The sequence below is a fragment of the Halopseudomonas pertucinogena genome (genome assembly GCF_014646575.1).
Lineage (GTDB): Bacteria > Pseudomonadota > Gammaproteobacteria > Pseudomonadales > Pseudomonadaceae > Halopseudomonas > Halopseudomonas pertucinogena.
In genome coordinates this window covers 149,994-169,195 of record NZ_BMNN01000006.1, presented here as the reverse complement: position 1 = coordinate 169,195, position 19,202 = coordinate 149,994, and the positions used below count along the sequence as shown (strand labels likewise).

Sequence of the window (19,202 nt, the reverse complement as noted above, 5' to 3'; positions counted from 1 at the left end):
GTTGCGCCGCAGCTGTACATCGCCGTCGGCATCTCCGGTGCCATCCAGCACCTGGCGGGCATGAAGGACTCCAAGGTCATTGTTGCGATCAACAAGGACGAGGAAGCGCCGATCTTCCAGGTAGCCGATTACGGTCTGGTGGGCGATCTGTTCGAGATCGTACCGGAGCTGACCAGCAAGCTGTAAACGACAGGCTTGAAGCGGTAAGTGAAACCCCTGGTTCGAGAGAGCCGGGGGTTTTGTTTTTGTGGCCGGGGGGGGCGAGAAGCTCATCAGGAAAAAACACCTTCAACCCAACCCGAAACTCCCCAGCCGATACCCATCCCCATCCCCATCCCCATCCACCTCCAGCGCCCAGCCATCCTTGTCCCAGTCCCCCAGAACAATCCGCTGTGCAGTCTGGCCATCCACCTCCAGCGAATGCACTGCCGGGCGGTGGGTGTGGCCATGGATGAGGGTGGTGGCCCTGTGTTCGCGCATTACCCGGATCACCTCGTCCTGATTGACATCGGTGATATCCAGCGCCTTGTAACGAGTACGCTGCTGGCTTTCGTTGCGCAGCTTGCGACCGATGCGGTGGCGGGTCTGCAGGGGCAGGTGGCGCAGGATGAACAGACTCGCCGGGTTGCGCAGCCAGCGGCGCATGCGCATGTACCCGGTATCATCGATGCACAGGCTGTCCCCGTGCATCAGCAGTACCCGCTCGCCGTTCAGCCTGATGACGGTTGGGTCGCGGAGCAGGATGCAGCCGGAGCGGCGGCAGAAGTCCCGGCCGATGAGGAAATCCCGGTTGCCATGCATGACATATATGGAAGTACCGGCGCGCGACAGGGCGAGCAGGGCCGCGCTGATTTCGTCTGCCAGCGGGTCGGGGTTGTCGTCCCCGAGCCAGACTTCAAAGAAGTCGCCCAGTATGTAGAGAGCGCCAGCTCCCTTGGCACGCTCCTGGAGAAAACGCAGAAACGCCCGGGTGATGTCCGGGCGTTGTGCTTCAAGATGCAGATCCGAGATGAACAGACAGCGCATCTGCAGGTATTACTCGACCAGTTCGGCGCGCTCGATGACCACGTCGTCCGCAGGCACGTCCTGATGGCCGGCGCGGCTGGTGGTACGTACTGCCTTGATCTTCTCTACCACATCCATGCCCTCGCTGACCTTGCCGAACACCGCATAACCCCAGCCCTGGGTGGTCTGGGCGGTATGGTTGAGGAAGCTGTTGTCGGCAACGTTGATGAAGAACTGGGCGCTGGCCGAATGCGGGTCCATGGTGCGGGCCATGGCGACGGTGCCAACGGTGTTGCCGACGCCGTTGTTGGCTTCGTTCTTGATCGGCGCGCGGGTATCCTTCTGCACCATGCCCGGCTCGAAGCCGCCGCCCTGGATCATGAAATTGTTGATCACCCGGTGGAAGATGGTGTTGTCGTAATGGCCGTCACGCACGTACTGCTTGAAGTTCTCGACGGTTTCCGGTGCCTTGTCGGCGAAGAGTTCCAGGGTAATGACGCCGAAGTTGGTATGCAGCTTGACCATGCGATTGATCCTCGCCTTGTTTGTACGGGTTGAATGAAGGAGTGCAATGCTATCAGCTGGGGCTGATTCAGGCATCCTCGAGTTTAGGGTATGATAGGCGTCATTTTTTACACTGCCCAACCACACCCTCTTGGATGAGTCCCGAAGCACCTATGAATAAACCGGAAACCACGCCACCCGCCCACTTTCTGCGTCAGATCGTGCAGGCAGACCTGCAGAGCGGCAAGCACACCAGGATAGTGACGCGCTTTCCGCCGGAGCCCAACGGCTATCTGCATATTGGTCATGCCAAGTCGATCTGTCTGAACTTTGGTCTGGCGAAGGAGTTCGGCGGGGTCTGCCATCTGCGTTTCGACGATACCAACCCGGCCAAGGAAGAGCAGGAATACATCGACTCCATCAAGGAAGACGTGCGCTGGCTGGGCTTTCAGTGGGACGGCGACGTGCGTTATGCCTCGGATTACTTCGACCAGCTGTATGCATGGGCCATCGAACTGATCAAGGCAGGCAAGGCCTATGTCTGTGATCTGTCGCCGGAGCAGGCCCGTGAATACCGTGGCAACCTGACCGAGCCGGGCAAGAACAGCCCGTTCCGCGACCGCAGCGTCGAGGAAAACCTCGATCTGTTCCAGCGCATGAAGGCCGGCGAATTCCCCGATGGGGCCCGTGCGCTGCGCGCGAAGATCGACATGGCCTCACCGAACATGAACATGCGGGACCCTATTCTGTATCGGATCCGCCATGCCCATCACCACCAGACTGGTGACAAATGGTGCATCTATCCCAGCTATGACTTCACCCATGGCCAGTCCGACGCCATCGAGCACATCAGCCACTCGATCTGTACTCTCGAGTTCGAGGACCACCGCCCGCTGTATGAGTGGTTCCTGGACAACCTGCCGGTGCCGGCCAAACCGCGCCAGTACGAATTTGCCCGGCTGAACCTCAACTACACCATCACCAGCAAGCGCAAGCTCAAGTTGCTGGTGGACGAAGGCCATGTGACCGGCTGGGATGATCCGCGGATGTCCACCATCAGCGGCTTCCGCCGTCGCGGCTACACGCCGGCTTCCATCCGCGAATTCTGCGAGCGTATCGGCGTTACCCGCTCCGATGCAGTGGTCGACATGGGCATGCTGGAGTTCTGCATCCGTGACGACCTGGACAACAACGCGCCGCGCGCCATGTGCGTCCTGCGGCCGCTCAAGGTCACCATCACCAATTACCCGGAAGGCCAGGTAGAGCAACTGACGCTGCCCCGCCATCCGAAGCAGGACATGGGCGAGCGCACGCTGCCGTTCAGTCGCGAGATCTATATCGATCGGGACGATTACATGGTTGATCCGCCCAAGGGCTACAAGCGCCTGGTGCCCGGTGGCGAGGTGCGTCTGCGTGGCAGCTATGTGATCCGCGCAGACGAGGCGGTAACCGATGCGGACGGCAACATTGTCGAGCTGCTGTGCTCCTACGACCCGGACACCCTGGGCAAGAACCCCGAGGGGCGCAAGGTGAAGGGCGTCATTCATTGGGTGCCGGCTGCGGAAAGCGTGGAGTGTGAAGTGCGCCTGTACGACCGGTTGTTCACCGAGGCCAATCCGGACAAGACGGAAGAGGGCGGCAGCTTCCTCGACAACATCAACCCCGAGTCACTGGTCGTGCTCAAGGGGTGCAGAGCCGAGCCGTCGCTGGCCGGCGCCACGCCGGAGGACCGCTTCCAGTTCGAGCGGGAGGGTTACTTCTGCGCCGACAACAAGGACTCGCGTCCGGGCAATCTGGTGTTCAACCGCACTGTGACCCTGCGCGACTCCTGGGGGCAATAAGCGATGACACTGCAGATCTACAACACCCTGAGCAAGGCCAAGGAGCCGCTGCGCCCGCTGGTGGACAACCAGGTGCGCATGTACGTCTGCGGTATGACCGTATATGACTTCTGCCATATCGGCCATGCCCGGGTGATGGTAGCCTTCGACGTGGTGGCGCGCTGGATGCGCGCCAGGGGCTACGACCTGACCTATGTGCGCAATATCACCGATATCGATGACAAGATCATCCGGCGCGCTGCGGAGAACGGCGAAACCTTCCAGCAGCTGACAGAGCGCATGATTGCCGCCATGCATGAGGACGAGGCCGCACTGGGCGTACTGCGCCCGGATCAGGAGCCCCGTGCCAGTGAGCACATCGACGGCATGCACGCGATGATCCAGACGCTGATCGACAAGGGTTACGCCTACGCCCCGGGCAACGGCGACGTGTACTACCGGGTCGGCCGGTTTGCCGAGTACGGCAAGCTGTCGCGAAAGCGGATCGAGGACCTGAAGATCGGTGCCCGCATCGAGGTTGACGAGGCCAAGGAAGACCCGTTGGACTTCGTGCTCTGGAAAGGTGCCAAGCCCGGCGAGCCGAGCTGGTCTTCCCCCTGGGGTGAAGGCCGTCCCGGCTGGCATATCGAGTGCTCGGTCATGTCCACTTGCTGCCTGGGGGATACCTTCGATATCCACGGTGGCGGTCCGGACCTGGTGTTCCCGCACCACGAGAACGAGATCGCCCAGAGCGAAGCGGCCACTGGCAAACCCTACGCGATGAGCTGGATGCATGCCGGCGCGGTGCGGGTGGACGGCGAGAAGATGTCCAAGTCCCTGGGCAACTTCTTCACCATCCGTGATGTGCTGGAAAAGTATCACCCGGAAGTGGTGCGCTATCTGCTGGTGGCCAGCCACTATCGCAGCCCCATCAACTATTCCGAGGACAACCTCCGTGAAGCCCGCGGCGCGCTGGAGCGTTTTTACCGGGCGCTCAAGGGTTTACCCGAGGTTCCTGCCAAAGGAGGTGAGGAGTTTGTCGCCCGCTTCTGCAAGGCAATGGATGATGACTTCAACACCCCGGAGGCCTGCGCCGTCCTGTTTGAAATGGCACGGGAGGTGAACCGGCTGAAGGAATCCGACCCGGCAGCCGCCGCCGGACTGGGAGCGCGTCTGCGCGAGCAGGCCGCCGTCCTTGGTCTGCTGCAGCTGGACGCGGACAAGTTCCTGCATGCCGGCGTGGTGGGCAAGGTGGACGAGGCGCAGGTCGAAGCGCTGATCGAGGCCCGCCTGCAGGCTCGGGCTGACAGGAACTGGGCCGAATCAGACCGCATCCGTGACCAGTTGGCGGACATGGGCGTGGTTCTGGAGGATAGCAAGGGCGTCACTACCTGGCGCCTGAAGGACTGACCTCGACGCTGCCTGCTGGGCACTACCGCAGCAGGCAGCCTCGTTTCTATCGCCCTATCGCCAGATGTCGTTATCCAGCTGCCGATCCAGCTCCGGAAAATCAGCCGACCTGAAGCGCGGTACCAATCCCTGTCTGCGCTGGGCAAAGTAATCTCTGGTCAGCTTGCTGACGGTCCCCGACAGCAGCACTATCGCGATCAGGTTGATCGTCGCCATCAGCCCCATTGAGGCATCGGCGGCGTTGAATACCGTGAGTACGGCCTCCCTTGCGCCCCAGACCACCATCGCCAGCGCAACGATGCGCAACAGCGTAAGCCCCAGCGTGTTTCCGGCCCCGAGGTAAATCAGCGCATTTTCCGCATAGGTGTAGTTCGCCACGATGGAAGTAAATGCGAAGAACAGGATAGCGATGGCGACGAAGACATTGCCGGCCTCTCGGACATGTACCGCCAGCGCTTGCTGGGTCAACTGGATGCCGGTAACACCGTTGCCCGACTCGAGAACGCCCGATAGCAGGATCATGATCGCCGTTGCGGTGCAGATGACGATGGTGTCGAGAAAGACCCCAGCCGCCTGGACCAGACCCTGGGAGGAGGGGTGATGGGGCGCCGGTGTGGCTGTTGCCGCCACGTTGGGTGCCGACCCCATGCCGGCCTCGTTGGAGAATAGCCCACGCTTGATACCATTCAGCATGGCCGCTGTCATGGAGCCGGCGGCGCCTCCAGCAGCCTCCTCCAGACCGAAGGCCCCGCGGAGAATCGACATGAAGGCCCCTGGGACATCCGCGATGTTAACCGCCAGCACATAGAACACCATCAATACATAGGCGCCCGCCATGAAAGGCACCACATACTCCGCAAAGCGGGCAATGGTCCGCAGGCCGCCGAAGATTACCAACCCGGCCAGAAAGGCCAGGGCGACACCAACCCAGACCTTTTGCAATCCGAAAGCATTTTCCATGGCATCGGCAATGGAGTTCGCCTGTACGGCGTTGAATATGAGACCGAAGGACAGGATTAGGCTGACAGCGAAGATCGCACCCGCCCAGGGCGCCTTCAAACCCCTGGCGATATAGAAGGCCGGGCCGCCGCGATACTGGCCCCGGCGGTCCTCGACCTTGTAGAGCTGCGCGAGGGTGCTCTCGGCGTAACCCGTGGCCATGCCCACCAGCGCCACCACCCACATCCAGAAGATCGCACCTGGGCCGCCCAGATAGAGAGCCACGGCCACGCCGGCGATATTGCCGGTGCCGATCCGCGAGGCGAGGCTGGTACACAGCGCCTGGAACGGGGAAATACCGTGCTTGTCGCTCTGCCGGGCGCCGACGATGGCCCGGACCATTTCCCCGAAATGGCGGAACTGGATGAAGCCCAGCCGCAGGGTGAAGAACGCGCCCACCGCCAGCAGGCCGTAGACGAGGATGTAGCTCCAGAAGATGTTATTGAGAAAGTCGATAACGGCGTTCATGGGGGTTCCTTGTATGCAGTGGAAACCTGAGAGTAGCCGCTGCGATGGAAACTGCCATCCAGAGCCTCGCGTGCTAAGCTTGTCGGCTTTACCGGAACCCGGGTTCCGCGCTGTCTGGGAGATCTTGATGGTAGTGCTCAACGCCCTGATTCCGGTCTTCGGTCTCATCCTGCTCGGCTGGCTCTTCGGCGCGCGCGGTGTGATTCCTGCCGATGGCGGCAGGACCCTCGGTGTGATCACCTTCAAGTTGTTCATGCCGGTGCTGCTGTTCTCCGGCCTTGCCAGGGCGGATCTCGCGGAGGCCATGTCACCGCAGCTGTTGCTGCTCTATTATCTTCCTGCCATCAGCCTGTTCGTGGGCGTCAACCTGCTCATGCACCGTCGGCTGGGGCGCCCTTCGTCAATGGGGCTGGCCGCCAGCTACTCCAACAATGTGCTGGTGGGGATTCCCATCATCACCGTGATGCTGGGCATCGACAGTCTGGTCTACCTGTTCGCGATCCTGGTGTTCCACAGTCTTGTCCTGTTTACCCTGCAAAGTCTGTACAACGCCTTCTGGGGAGACGGCGAGGGGGTCAACTGGCGGAATCTGCTCGCCAGCCTTGCCAACCCGTTGATCATCGGCCTGGCACTCGGAGCGCTGGTGAATCTTTCCGGCCTGACCATTCCCGATCCGCTGTGGCGACTGATCGAGCTGCTTGCCGCGGCCGCGTTGCCGGTGGCACTGCTGATGCTTGGCATGAGCCTGTCCGGCTACCGGCTGCACCTCAGCGGCAGCATGTTGCTGCTCACCCTGGCCAAGCTGGTGGCGTTCCCCGCCATGATGCTTGGCGCCGGGAGTCTGCTTCCCGGTCTGAATCCGACCGCCCATGCGGTGCTGGTGCTGATGGCGGCCTGCCCGACGGGGGTGAACGTGCTTGCGTTCGCCATGGGAGCCACTGATACCCGCATCATCAGCTCGGTTATTTTCCTCTCGACACTGCTCGCTGCGTTGACCCTGCCGCTCTGGCTGGTCATTCTCGGCTTCTGACAAGACGTCATGTTTTCGGCGTAACTCACTGGAAATACGCAGAAAAACTGATATTTCCCCGCATCGGCGAGTCCTTTCAGGATAAATACGCGAAAGCGAATCCAAAAAAGTTTCAAAACAACTACGAAAGTCCAATGGCATTTGGTGTATGCTTGCCGGCGTTTTTTGGCTTGAACAAGACAAACAATAGGTGAAGGAGACTCCATGCCGGTCAGTCTGTTTGTTCCCGGGGAAACACGCGAACACGAAAAACGCGTCGCCCTGGTCCCATCCGTCGCCAGTAAACTGGCGAAAATGGGCATCGAATGCTCTCTGCAATCCGGCGCAGGCCAGGCTGCAAGAATTCCCGATAGCGCATATGAAAAGGAAGGCGTGAAAATCGCTTCCGCACCGGTCAGTTCCGACCTGGTGTTCAGCGTTCAACCCCCCACTGTGGCCGACATCGAGAAGATGGCACCAGGCACGGTTCTTTGCAGCTTCATCTACGCGCACCGTGAGCCGGAAGTGGTCAAGGCGCTGCGTGATCGTCAGATCACCTGTTTCGCCATGGAGCTGGTGCCGCGCATCACGCGCGCCCAGGCCATGGACGCGCTGTCCTCCCAGGCTGCCTTGACTGGCTACTCAGCCGGTTTGATGGCGGCGACCAGCCTCAACCGTATTCTGCCGATGATGACCACCGCCGTTGGCTCCCTGCGTCCGGCCAAGGTGCTGGTCATGGGCGCCGGTGTTGCCGGCCTGCAGGCGCTGGCTACCGCCAAGCGTCTGGGTGCGATGATCGAAGGCTACGACGTGCGTGCCGAGGTGAAGGAACAGGTCGAATCGGTGGGCGGCAAGTTTGTCGACACCGGCGTCTCCGCCAGCGGTGAAGGCGGCTACGCCCGCGAACTGACCGATGAGGAAAAGGCCCAGGTCGAGAAGGTCATTACCCGTCATATCCAGCAGGCCGACGCGGTGATCACCACAGCGGCGATCCCTGGCCGTCCGAGCCCGAAGATCATCAGCGAAGCCCAGATCATGGGCATGAAACCCGGCTCGGTGATCATCGATCTGGCAGGCGAGGGCGGTGGCAATACTCCGCTGACCGTACCGGGTGAAACCGTTGAAGTCGGGCCGGCGACCATTGTCGCGCCGCTCAACGTGCCCAGCCGCCTGGCCGAGCACGCCTCCGAGCCGTATGCCCGCAACCTGCAGAACCTGGTCGGCCTGATGGTCAAGGATGGCGAGCTGGCCATCGACTGGGAAGACGAGATTCTGGCCGGTGCGGTGCTGACTCATGCCGGTGAAATCCGTAACGAGGCCGCTCGCAAGGCCATCGAATCAGCCGAGGGATAATCTCATGGATCCAGTAGTAACCATTACCGGCTTTGTCGCCCTGTACATCTTCATGCTGGCGGCTTTCACCGGCTATGAAATCATCGGCAAGGTGCCGTCCATTCTGCACACTCCGTTGATGTCCGGCTCCAACTTCGTCCACGGTATCGTGGTGGTCGGCGCCATGTGGGCATTGCTCAACGCCGGCTCGACCCTGGAGCAGGTGATTGGCTTCTTTGGTGTGCTGCTCGGCGCGGGTAACGCCGCCGGCGGCTATGTAGTAACCGAGCGCATGCTGGAAATGTTCAAGCCCAGCGACAAGCGCCCGGGAACAGCGGACAAGGAATAACAACAGATGATTGAATACATAATCCACGGTGCCTACTTTCTTGCGGCACTGCTGTTCATCTACGGCCTCAAGCGCATGGCCAGCCCGGTCACTGCGCGCTCGGGTATCCTGATTGCCGGTGTCGGCATGGTGTTGGCGGTACTGGCTGCCTTCCTGTATGGCTTCGACGTTCGTCCGGCTGCCGAAGAATACCTGACCATGAACGTGGCGCTGGTACTGATCGCACTGGGCCTGGGCCTGGGCTGGGCCTGGTACAGCGGCAAGAAGGTCGCCATGACCGACATGCCGCAGATGGTCGCCCTGTACAACGGTATGGGCGGCGGTGCGGCTGCCGCAATTGCCGCGACCGAGCTGTTCTCCGGTAACGCCCAGTCCCATGGGGCTGTGGTATCGGTACTGGCAGTGCTGGGCGGTCTGATCGGCGCGGTAGCGCTGTCCGGCTCGCTGATTGCCTGGGCCAAGCTTGATGGCCGCATGAATGGCGTGCTTCGCCTGCCTGCACAGCAGATCATCAACCTGGTCCTGTTCCTCGGCTCGCTGGCTCTGGGTGCCTACATTGTAGTGACCGGGCTCGAAGGTGGCATTTCCTTCCCGCTGATCGCGCTGTTCTTTGTGCTCGCTCTGGCACTGGGTGTGCTGCTGACCACGCCGATCGGCGGCGCCGACATGCCGGTAGTGATCTCCCTGTACAACGCCCTGACCGGTCTGGCCGTGGCCTTCGAAGGCTTCGTGCTGCAGAACCCGGCGATGATCATCGCTGGTACGGTGGTCGGTTCCGCGGGTACGCTGCTGACGCTGATGATGGCCAAGGCGATGAACCGTCCGGTCAGCAACATCATCTTCAGCCAGTTTGGCGGCAGTGACGAGGATGGTGGCGAGATTGAAGGCACCATGAAGTCGGCTGATGCCTCCGACGCAGCCATTGCCATGTACTACGCGAGCAAGGTGATCATTGTTCCGGGCTACGGCCTGGCAGTGGCCCAGGCCCAGCACAAGCTGTACGAGTTCGTGAAGCTGCTGCAGAAGCAGGGTGTGGACGTGGCCTTCGCCATCCACCCGGTTGCCGGTCGCATGCCCGGCCACATGAACGTGCTGCTGGCCGAAGCGGGTGTGCCTTACGACATCATCTATGACCTGGAAGACATCAACGAGGACTTCCCGCAGGCCGACGTGGCCATCGTTCTGGGTGCCAACGACGTGGTCAACCCGGCCGCCCGTCATCGCAAGTCCAGCCCGATCTACGGCATGCCGATTCTCAACGTCGACATGGCGCGTCAGGCCTACGTGGTCAAGCGTGGTCAGGGCAAGGGATACTCCGGCGTGGAGAACGAACTGTTCTTCGCCGAGAATACCTCCATGGTCTATGGCGACGCGCAGAAAGTGATGGTTCAGATGATCGAAGCGGTCAAATCGCTGGGTTGATTCCGGACTGTTGCAGAAGAGGGGGCTTCGTGAAAACGAAGCCCCTTTTTTATGGATGATCGATAATGCCGACTCGCTCACAGCGAGCAGTGACGCGATAGGGAATAATGCAGGGGCCGTAAACCGCTGTAACGGCAGGACCGTTATCAGACAAGGACCTCTGGATGTTTGCTCCCGCCGACGAACCACACTTCACCCTGACCCTGCCGGGCATCGACCACGACTTCAAGGTACTGGCCTTCCGTGCCCGCGAGGCGATCAGCCAGTGCTACCGTATCGAACTGCAGCTGGTCAGCGACCAGCCGGATCTGGACCTGGAAGCGCTGCTGCAGCACAACGCCTGGCTCGATCTGGGCAACGGCACCGGCCTGCACGGACTGATCCACCATGCCGCCATCGGCGAATCCGGCAAGCGCATGACCCGCTACCGGCTGGAGCTGGTACCGCACCTGCACTACCTGTCCCTGCGCCACAACCAGCGCATCTTCCAGCATCTGACCGTACCTCAGATCATCAGCCGGGTACTCGAAGACCATGGTATCCAGAGCGACGCCTTCCAGTTCCAGCTCGGCAGCGAGTATCCCGAGCGGGACTACTGCACCCAGTACGACGAGAGCGACCTGCACTTCATCCAGCGCCTGTGCGAGGAAGAGGGCATTCACTACCACTTCCGTCACAGCCAGGACGGCCACCTGCTGGTGTTCGGCGACGACCAGACCGTATTCCCCCGCCTCGCCCCGGTCAGCTTCGACCAGGGCAACGGCATGGTCGCCGATGAGCCGGTGATCAAGCGCTTCGGCGTAAGACTGGAAACCCGCACCAGCCGCGTCACCCGCCGCGACTACGACCACAACAAAGCCCGTCTGCAGCTGGAAAGCCAGGCCCGGACCGAGCAACTGCCCGACCTGGAAGACTACGACTACCCCGGCCGCTTCACCGACCGCAGCCGCGGCAAACACCTGGCCCAGCGCACCCTGGAACGTCACCGCAGCGACTACCACCAGGCCACCGCCCACAGCGACCAGCCGACCCTGCGCAGCGGCCACTTCCTCGAACTGCAGGGCCACCCAAGAACCAACTGGAACGACCTCTGGCTCATCACCGAGCTACATCACGAAGGCAAACAGCCGCAGGTTCTTGAGGAATCTATAACCAGCTCAGAGTTACCGGCCGGCACCGATTTTACTCCCTCTCCCCTCGCGGGAGAGGGCTGGGGAGAGGGGGATCCCAGCTTCACCCAAGGCTACCGCAACCACTTCCACGCCACCCCCTGGGCCACCCCCCACCGCCCAGCCCTCGAGCACCCCAAACCAAAAGTCCTGGGCACCCAAACCGCCACCGTCACCGGCCCCGAAGGCGAAGAAATCCACTGCGACAACCAAGGCCGCATCAAGGTCCAGTTCCACTGGGACCGCGAAGGCCAGGCCGACGCCAACACCAGCTGCTGGCTAAGAGTCGCCAGCAACTGGGCCGGCAACCACTGGGGCAGCGTCACCATCCCGCGTATCGGCATGGAAGTGCTGGTCAGCTTCCTCGAAGGCGACCCGGACCAGCCACTGGTCAGCGGCTGCTTGTACAACAGCGCCCACCCGGTGCCCTATGAGCTGCCCGAGCACAAGACCCGAACCGTCTTCAAGAGCCTGAGCAGCCCCGGCGGCAACGGCTTCAACGAACTGCGCATCGAAGACAAGGCCGGTGAGGAACAGATCTTCATCCACGCCCAGCGCGACTGGGACCAGAACATCCAGCACGACCAGACCATCCGCGTCGGCAACGAACGCCACGAACGCATCGAAGCCAATCGCTACACCGAGAACCTGGCCGAAGAACACCACACCACCCACGCCGACCGCAAAACCGAGATCAAGGCCGACGACCATCTGACCGTCGCCGGAAGTCAGCATCTGAAAGCAGGTGGCTCCCAACTGACCAAGGCCGGCCGCGAGATACACCTGAAGGCCGGACAGAAAATGGTGATCGAAGCGGATAGCGAGCTGACACTCAGCGCGGGCGGCAGCTTTATCCGCATCACGCCGGCTGGGGTGACGGTCGTGGGGCCGACCATTCGGCAGAACGCAGGAGGGAGTCCGGGGCAGGGGAGTGGGCTCAAGATACTTGGTCCGCTGGTGGGTTCGCGTGCCCAATCGGCGGCGGCAGGACAGATGCTCCAATCCCTTCCTAACTCCATCTCTGCGGAGGCACTACTTAAACAGAGACGGGCTTTCATGCTTGCAACAAGCGGACTATGTGAAGTGTGTGAGCCAGTTGCCGACCGGGCGGAGGCAGAGACATGAGTAAAGGGGCGTTGTTGGTTGACGGAGCTCTCCAGCGTGATGCCCTTGTCTGGTTGAGCCATACCTATTCAGAACACAGTTTGAGTCCATTGCTGTCTGGCACCCCGTATGAAGCACTGGCAGACGTTGGTCCGATTCTTCTGGAGGCAGACGAGGGCAGCCGCTTGCATACCGATTGGTTGCGCGGCTCGACGATGTTGGAAAGCGCCGTCTGGTTAAAAACAGAGGTGGGGCAGGGCCGACTATATGAATTATTGCGGCGCCGGCTGAAGATCCAGTCACCGGATGGTCGTGAATACTGGTTGCGACTGGCGGACGCTCGCCCTCTGGTGAACGCTTGGCACGCTGACGCCGTTTGGCCCGACGGGTTTTGGCACGGCATTCATGAAATATGGGCGCGCTATAAGGGGAACGCCTGCAGGATATGGAAGAACCCGCTGCCGATGAACGATTGTAGAGATCTCGATGATGGCACGGCCGCAACATTTACACTGGATTGGCCGCTGCTGGAGGCGCTTGCCTGCAACCATGAAGCAGCGCAGGAGGCAGCTTTATGAATCAACCAGTTGCTATGCCCGGGCGGTTACAAGCTGCCGCCTGCCCTCTGCTGGCTGCAGTGTTGCCGGTGCGTTATGCCATTGGCCCCATTGCCCCCCAGAACCCTGCCAGCCTTGATGCTGCGAAGTTCGGTCTGCCGGCCCTGAAAGGTCTGTTTCCCGAACTCGGTCCCGATCATCCGCAACTGCATGACCATCCAATGGGCTATGTACCACGCATGTTGCGTGATGGATGGCTGTATCTATGGGACGAGGCGCTTAATGAACTAAGCGAATATGAAGTCAGCGGTTCACTGCTGACATCCAGCGGGCGCGGTGGCGGATTGAAAGATGGGACTTCACGGGCCTACCTGATACTGGCGGCCGGCTCGCCGGTACGTTTGTGTTGGTCTCCCTGTCAGTGGAGTGCTGAGATCTTCGGCATGGTTGAGCAACAACCGGCTTTACGCCAACGGCTGATGCGGGAAATCGTGCCAGGGGTAGCGCCGTTCAGTGGGCCAGTACAAAGCCTGCATCCCCAGTCAGGCGACATGCGGCCCGAGAACTTCCGCTGGAGTTGCGCGCCAGAGCCGCGCTACTGGCTGTTGCAAGATCCACCGCTGAAACAGATGCAACGTTGTGAGCAGCAACATTTCGCTGTGCTGGACGACCCCTGGGGAGTCCTTTTCGATATTGCCGGTCTCATGCGCGCCCGCGCCCGGGCCTTTGAGAGTCTGCATAGGCACCGGATGGAAGATTGGTCGATCGCCGCCATTGTGCGGTCCATGGGCAACAGCGATGAGAAGATACGCGGGCGGCTCGCATCCATTATTGATCTGCCGCATATGCAGAGCATTCTAGAGGAGCAAACACGGGAAACGCAGTCGCTGGAAGCAGACCACTTACGTCTGGCTGATTTATGGTCCAACTGGTTCGCCACACTGGGCGAGAGCGCTCCCCACAGCCTGGAAAGCGCCTGTGAACACTTCGACATCACCCAGCCCGCCGCCCGTGAGCTTCTGGAGGCCAGCTTTGCCGCTGCATTTACCGGCCCCGCCGCGACTTCTCCAGGTGTAAAAGCCATCGAGCATGCCCTAGATCCGGCTCAGGTCAAGGGCCAACCCTGGCTGCTATGGTCTGTCCTCGGCCTGACCCAACGTCTTGATACTGCTCACCTGCAACGATTGTTACAGGTGCCGGATGCGCTGCCTGCCGTCACCGACGATCTGGCTCGGGTAGGTGCCGCAACAACCCGAGCGGCAGCCTTCGCCGCCGCCCTCAATTTAGGCGCGGCAAATCTCGGGAAATTTCATTTGGCTGGGGGCGGTGAACCACTGTTTGCTGCCGTCGCACCGGTATTAGGCGGACGCCTGCGCAGCTTACCAGAAGAAATCCATCGTCTGACTTACAGTCTGATGATAGCCATGCTGGCTCGCAGCAGGCAGCTTATGGAAGCAGAAAGCTTGTCACCCGCTGATGCACTGCGCTGGATGACAGCGCAGATCGGCACGGCACATAACAAGGGACAGAAACGCAGCCTGGAGCGGCGTATTGAGGCGCACGAACGCCAACAGGGTAGAGCTGATAGAGCTAGAGGCCCTGGCAAACCGGCACGAAGCCCGCTGGCTTCGCAAATCAAGGCCGGAATCCCGCATCTGCGCGTAGTACCCAACCCCGACGCCCCGCCGGTACGCAACTTCACGCAGCCCGGATACGGCCGCGCGATGCCTGAATTGAAACCTCGCCCGGCAATGGCTCCGGCTCCGGCATTGCCGCCCCTCAGTAGCCAACAGGCCGGTCTGGAGCTGCCGCATAATATCAAGGATCTGCTGAACGACGCGCCGTTGAAGACGTTGATTGCAATGGTGTCGGTGTGGAATTTGGGGCAGGCGGGAGAGGCTGCGTGGCGGGAACTATCGGCAAAGAACTCATTAGCGTTGGCTAGTGCGTTCACTACCACAGCGGCGGCTTCCTCCGCACTCTTACAGCACTGGGCTGATGCGGAATGGGTCCAACATGTAGCCCACGCAGGCAATACTAATCCAGAAGCCCGGCGGTTATTAGCAAATGCGCTTGGGTTTGGTGCAGCTACCATGCTGTTTCAGGCCATCACTGCGGGCATGGATATTTTCTTTTTTGGCTGGCGTGCACTGACGGCATATCGAACCGGCGACCTGGATAGTGCTGCTGTTCATGCTGGTTTGGCTGGAGCAAGTCTGACCTACGCGCGGCTATCACTGGAAGCTATGCGCGCCCTACGTATCGCACGCACGGCAGTACTAGCAGGCGAGGCACAAGCCCTAGCCACCGGATTGCGGGTGTTGTCATTGCCCCTTCGTCTAAGTCTGGTGGGACTGGCTATCACGATTGTCGCCGGGCTGGTAACTCTGTTCTTCACGGAGGACAAGCCACTGGAGCAATGGCTTAAGCAGACCCGCTTCGGGACCCGCCCGGCCGAGTGGTCGCGGAGCCTCCCAGGCACCTTGACTGCCTTATATCAGATTGTACTGCCGGTTCAGCTCAGCCTGGAGCGCTGGCAGGATATCAACCCGCGCACGGGCCGGATGATCCGCGAAGTGCGGCTTATCCTGCATCTGCCCGGTCAACAGGAATACCGTCAAGGGATGATCAGCTTCGATGGTGAAGAGGAGTGGGAGCAGAAAGCGGATCTGTTCCGCTCAACAGGGCGGTGTGTGCCGTTGGTCTGGGATGAAAGCGACCCGATACCTTTCGACCCAGATACAGGGGGCAGGGTGGTACGGCAACCGGCAGGTCTCACGTTGCGTCGGGCGTACCACGACGAAGGCTATTCCCGTCTTGCTGCCATACGAGGCCGATTGACCTACCAACCCATTGAGGGTTTGATACTGCCCCCCATAGACGTTGAGTTGAGCTGAAAATGACTATCAACAATCCTGCTCATCCGCTATCCCAGCGCCTGGCTCAGGCACTTGATGGTTATCCGCTGCAGGCTGACCGATCCACCGGCGCGGCGCTGATGTGTATACCCGAAGTGGAAGAGCATACGGAGCATTATCTCGCGATTGAACATGGAGATAGCGCCCACCGGGGAATGTTGACCGGTGCTTTGGGTGGAATGTTGGGAGGAGGGTTTCTGTTATTTGCGGTTGCATTCGCCTTAGATGGCCGACTCGATTCTGCATTGATGGCCTTGCTGATCGCTCTAGGATTCTTTCTCCCGGCTTTCCTCTGGGAGATCCTACGGCCCATGCCGTTGCCCATTCTGTTCAATCGCCGCACCCGGGAGCTCTACTTCGAGCAGGACGGCCAGTTGTACCACAGCCCTTGGGACGGAATTGCTGCCGCCGCCTACAGCGTGGACACCGTCGGCCCCTACACAGGGCGCATGGGCCACGCTGCGCTGGAGGCCCTCTTGCACCGGTATGGCCATCCCGAGGAACAGGTGCTGATCAACCTTGGCTCCCCGCTGGGCAAGAGCCTGCCCATGCAGCTGGGCTTCTGGGAATATCTTCGAGCCTATATGAACAACGGTCCCTGGTTCGATGAGCAGGGTCATCCCAGCGACTCGAGAAGTTTCAACCTGGGCATGCTGGACGTCCACCAGACAAAAGGGCAGATGGTGCGCTTGTATTGGGGGTTGATCAGGAAAGAATACGAAGCCAACAATGGACGTAACTTTCTCAAAGGAGCTCACGTTATTCTGTTGCTGGGCGGAATATTCTTCCTCCCATTCCATGCTGTACAAAACTTCACCTACGCCATCGCCAAGCGCCGCTCCCGCAGCCGCTGGCCGGAGCTGATCCGCGAGCGTCTTGAGGCGGACGGTCCCACCAGCCGGCTGGTGGATCTGGAGCAGCGCCAGGCTGGATAAACAATAAATGAAATGCGGTACACGTAAACAGATTGTTTTATTGCCACTGCCCAGCGACGGGCTGTTTTGGAACACCGTTTTCCCGGGAAAGCTGCGGCGGGAGAAAAAAACATGACCCCGCAGGCAGGTGAGGTAAAGGCAGGTCTGTTATGGAAACAGGAGCACCTCTCTCCGCTGCCTATCCCTACCGGCCAGCCGGCCTCCGATGTGCTGGGTATGATCTGGCGAAAGAACGATATTTTTTTGGATATTGGCAGCCTCTCGCTATCAGGGGGCTGGGTAACCTTGTACTCAATGTCGTTGATTTTTGCTGGAGGTATCCTGCTTGCACTATTTCAAGGGATATTTTTGGCAGCGATTCTTATCGGACTAATTAGTGGCGTAATGATGGGCTTTCTGTGGCAGGGCTATATCAAAGCCTACCGCCGCCCATTGATGCCACCCCTGCGCTTTCACCGCCAGCGTCGGGAAGTCCGTATCGTTACGCCGGAGGGCGAGGAGTGGACAGTGCCCTGGGAGCGCGTACATGCCATCGCTCCCAGCGCGACGATGATCGGTCAGTTTGGTGCCGCCAAGATGGGTGGGTTGCTGTTGTGGTTTCCGTACAAGGATCAGATTGACGAACCCTTCCATATGAACAAGGAAGGCTGGGCCATCATGGTCAGCCCGGGCCCGGGTATTGCGGCCATGCGCCAGTGGGAGTGCATTCGCAGTTTTATGGAGATCGGTCCTGAAGCGGTACCGGAACCCACACACGTCCGGGATGAAAGCCTGCGAGATATCTTTGTCGAAGAGTTTCACAAGGCTCGACAACACCACGGGCTTCTTCTGACCTTGTTATGGGACGTGGGTATAGGCCAGATCCTGTTCAACCCGATGGGTTACCATTGGCTGCACAAGAAGAAATTCGCCGTCATTCCCGACCTGACCAGCTCGGAGTCCATCGCCTGGTCCCAATCTTTACCTCCGGAGCAATGGGCCAAGCGCTCGCCGGAACTGGAGGCAGCCATTGCAGAGCGAGAGAAGGACCTTGAAGCTGCCGCAACCGCCAAACTCGCTTCGTCATCAGAGCCAGTTGATCTATAGGTGCAACGGGTAGGCGAGGCACTGCGGTAGGAGATTCAGCCCGGGCATTTGTTGATAATGCCAACTCGCTCACGGCCAAATGAGGCGCGATAGGAGACAAGTCCTGCGCCTTTGCGCGCTCCGTTACTCATCAAGGATCCACGAATGGTGTGCCACATCAACAATCCTGCTCACCCACTATCCCAGCGCCTGGCTCAGGCATTGGATGGTTATCCGCTGCAGGCTGACCGATCCACCGGTGCGGCGCTAATGTGCATGCCCGAAGTAGAACAGCATACGGAGCACTATATTGCGATTGAACATGGAGATAGCGCACACCGGGGGATGTTGAGTGGTGCCTTGGGTGGGATGTGCTCGTTTTTTTTTGGGGTCTTTGCGGTTATATTTTTACTGGACAACGATCTTGGAACCGCCCTGATGTACTTTTTGATCGCGGTGGTTTGCTTCGTGCCATCGTTTCTCTGGGAAATCCTGCGCCCTATGCCGCTGCCCATTCTGTTCAATCGCCGTACCCGAGAGGTGTATTTCGAGCAGGAAGGTCAGCTATACCACAGCCCTTGGGACGGCATTGCCGCTGCCGCCTACAGCGCGGAGACCGTTGGCCCCTACACAGGGCGCATGGGCCACGCTGCACTGGAAGCCCTCCTGCATCGGTATGGCCATCCCGAAGAACAGGTGTTGATCAATCTCGGGTCCCCCTTGGGCAAGAGCCTGCCCATGCAGCTGGGCTTCTGGGAATATCTTCGAGCCTATATGAACAACGGTCCCTGGTTCGATGAGCAGGGTAATCCGACCGACTCGAGAAGTTTCAACCTGGGCATGCTGGACGTTCACCAGACAAAAGGGCAAATGGTGCGCTTGTATTGGGGGTTGATCAGGAAAGAATACGAAGCCAACAATGGACGTAACTTTCTCAAAGGAGCTCACGTTATTCTGTTGCTGGGCGGAATATTCTTCCTCCCATTCCATGCTGTACAGAACTTCACCTACGCCATCGCCAAGCGGCGCTCCCGCAGCCGCTGGCCGGAGTTGATCCGTGAACGCCTTGAGCCAGACGGTCCGACCACTAGGCTGGTGGATCTGGAGCAGCAACAGGGTGGATGAACAATAAATGA

General features: G+C 60.1%; 16 protein-coding genes. 13 read left to right on the top strand and 3 right to left on the bottom strand.

All coding sequences use genetic code 11. The features are described 5' to 3' along the window. Window positions 1-186 (top strand): electron transfer flavoprotein subunit alpha/FixB family protein (locus tag IEW63_RS12925; protein WP_195826174.1); only part of this gene is annotated, 186 nt, incomplete at its 5' end. A 102-nt stretch (window positions 187-288) separates the two neighbouring features. Here IEW63_RS12925 and lpxH read toward each other — a convergent pair. Both lpxH and IEW63_RS12915 read right to left on the bottom strand, forming a co-directional pair. Further along, window positions 289-1,026, bottom strand: coding sequence for a UDP-2,3-diacylglucosamine diphosphatase (gene lpxH, locus IEW63_RS12920; RefSeq protein ID WP_188637040.1), 738 nt, complete (start codon window positions 1,024-1,026; stop codon window positions 289-291). A gap of 9 nt (window positions 1,027-1,035) precedes the next feature. After that, a complete protein-coding gene (locus IEW63_RS12915; protein ID WP_188637039.1) occupies window positions 1,036-1,530 on the bottom strand; it encodes a peptidylprolyl isomerase in 495 nt (164 codons plus the stop codon). Between the two features lie 152 nt (window positions 1,531-1,682). On the opposite strand from IEW63_RS12915, the gene IEW63_RS12910 reads away from it, so the two are divergent. Both IEW63_RS12910 and cysS read left to right on the top strand, forming a co-directional pair. Then, window positions 1,683-3,350 carry a glutamine--tRNA ligase/YqeY domain fusion protein gene (locus tag IEW63_RS12910; protein WP_188637038.1) on the top strand — a complete coding sequence of 556 codons (1,668 nt, stop codon included), beginning with the start codon at window positions 1,683-1,685 and terminating at the stop codon, window positions 3,348-3,350. A gap of 3 nt (window positions 3,351-3,353) precedes the next feature. Continuing rightward, window positions 3,354-4,739: a cysteine--tRNA ligase gene (gene cysS, locus IEW63_RS12905; protein WP_188637037.1), complete on the top strand. Its 1,386-nt coding sequence runs from the start codon at window positions 3,354-3,356 to the stop codon at window positions 4,737-4,739. Window positions 4,740-4,793: 54 nt separating this feature from the next. On the opposite strand, the gene IEW63_RS12900 is transcribed toward cysS, so the two are convergent. Further along, entirely contained in the window at window positions 4,794-6,206 is a 1,413-nt protein-coding gene (locus tag IEW63_RS12900) for an alanine/glycine:cation symporter family protein (RefSeq protein ID WP_188637036.1), read from the bottom strand. Between the two features lie 127 nt (window positions 6,207-6,333). On the opposite strand from IEW63_RS12900, the gene IEW63_RS12895 reads away from it, so the two are divergent. From IEW63_RS12895 to IEW63_RS12850, 10 genes are all read left to right on the top strand, one after another. Next, a complete protein-coding gene (locus tag IEW63_RS12895) occupies window positions 6,334-7,236 on the top strand; it encodes an AEC family transporter (RefSeq protein WP_188637035.1) in 903 nt (300 codons plus the stop codon). A 204-nt stretch (window positions 7,237-7,440) separates the two neighbouring features. Next, complete coding sequence (locus tag IEW63_RS12890; protein WP_188637034.1) at window positions 7,441-8,568, top strand: NAD(P) transhydrogenase subunit alpha; 1,128 nt, start codon at window positions 7,441-7,443, stop codon at window positions 8,566-8,568. A 4-nt stretch (window positions 8,569-8,572) separates the two neighbouring features. After that, window positions 8,573-8,896, top strand: a complete 324-nt coding sequence (locus IEW63_RS12885; RefSeq protein ID WP_188637033.1) for an NAD(P) transhydrogenase subunit alpha part 2 — start codon at window positions 8,573-8,575, stop codon at window positions 8,894-8,896. A gap of 6 nt (window positions 8,897-8,902) precedes the next feature. Further along, window positions 8,903-10,318 (top strand): NAD(P)(+) transhydrogenase (Re/Si-specific) subunit beta, encoded by a 1,416-nt coding sequence (locus IEW63_RS12880; protein ID WP_188637032.1) that lies wholly within the window; start codon window positions 8,903-8,905, stop codon window positions 10,316-10,318. A gap of 164 nt (window positions 10,319-10,482) precedes the next feature. Beyond that, window positions 10,483-12,612 (top strand): type VI secretion system Vgr family protein, encoded by a 2,130-nt coding sequence (locus tag IEW63_RS12875; RefSeq protein ID WP_188637031.1) that lies wholly within the window; start codon window positions 10,483-10,485, stop codon window positions 12,610-12,612. After that, entirely contained in the window at window positions 12,609-13,169 is a 561-nt protein-coding gene (locus IEW63_RS12870; RefSeq protein WP_188637030.1) for a DUF4123 domain-containing protein, read from the top strand. Before IEW63_RS12875 ends, IEW63_RS12870 begins: the two co-directional genes overlap by 4 nt. Further along, window positions 13,166-16,045, top strand: a complete 2,880-nt coding sequence (locus IEW63_RS12865; protein WP_188637029.1) for a toxin VasX — start codon at window positions 13,166-13,168, stop codon at window positions 16,043-16,045. Before IEW63_RS12870 ends, IEW63_RS12865 begins: the two co-directional genes overlap by 4 nt. Window positions 16,046-16,047: 2 nt before the next feature. Next, entirely contained in the window at window positions 16,048-17,001 is a 954-nt protein-coding gene (locus IEW63_RS12860; protein ID WP_229710513.1) for a hypothetical protein, read from the top strand. A 111-nt stretch (window positions 17,002-17,112) separates the two neighbouring features. Beyond that, entirely contained in the window at window positions 17,113-18,087 is a 975-nt protein-coding gene (locus tag IEW63_RS12855) for a hypothetical protein (protein ID WP_188637028.1), read from the top strand. Between the two features lie 144 nt (window positions 18,088-18,231). After that, complete coding sequence (locus tag IEW63_RS12850; protein ID WP_229710512.1) at window positions 18,232-19,191, top strand: hypothetical protein; 960 nt, start codon at window positions 18,232-18,234, stop codon at window positions 19,189-19,191. Window positions 19,192-19,202 lie beyond the last annotated feature (11 nt).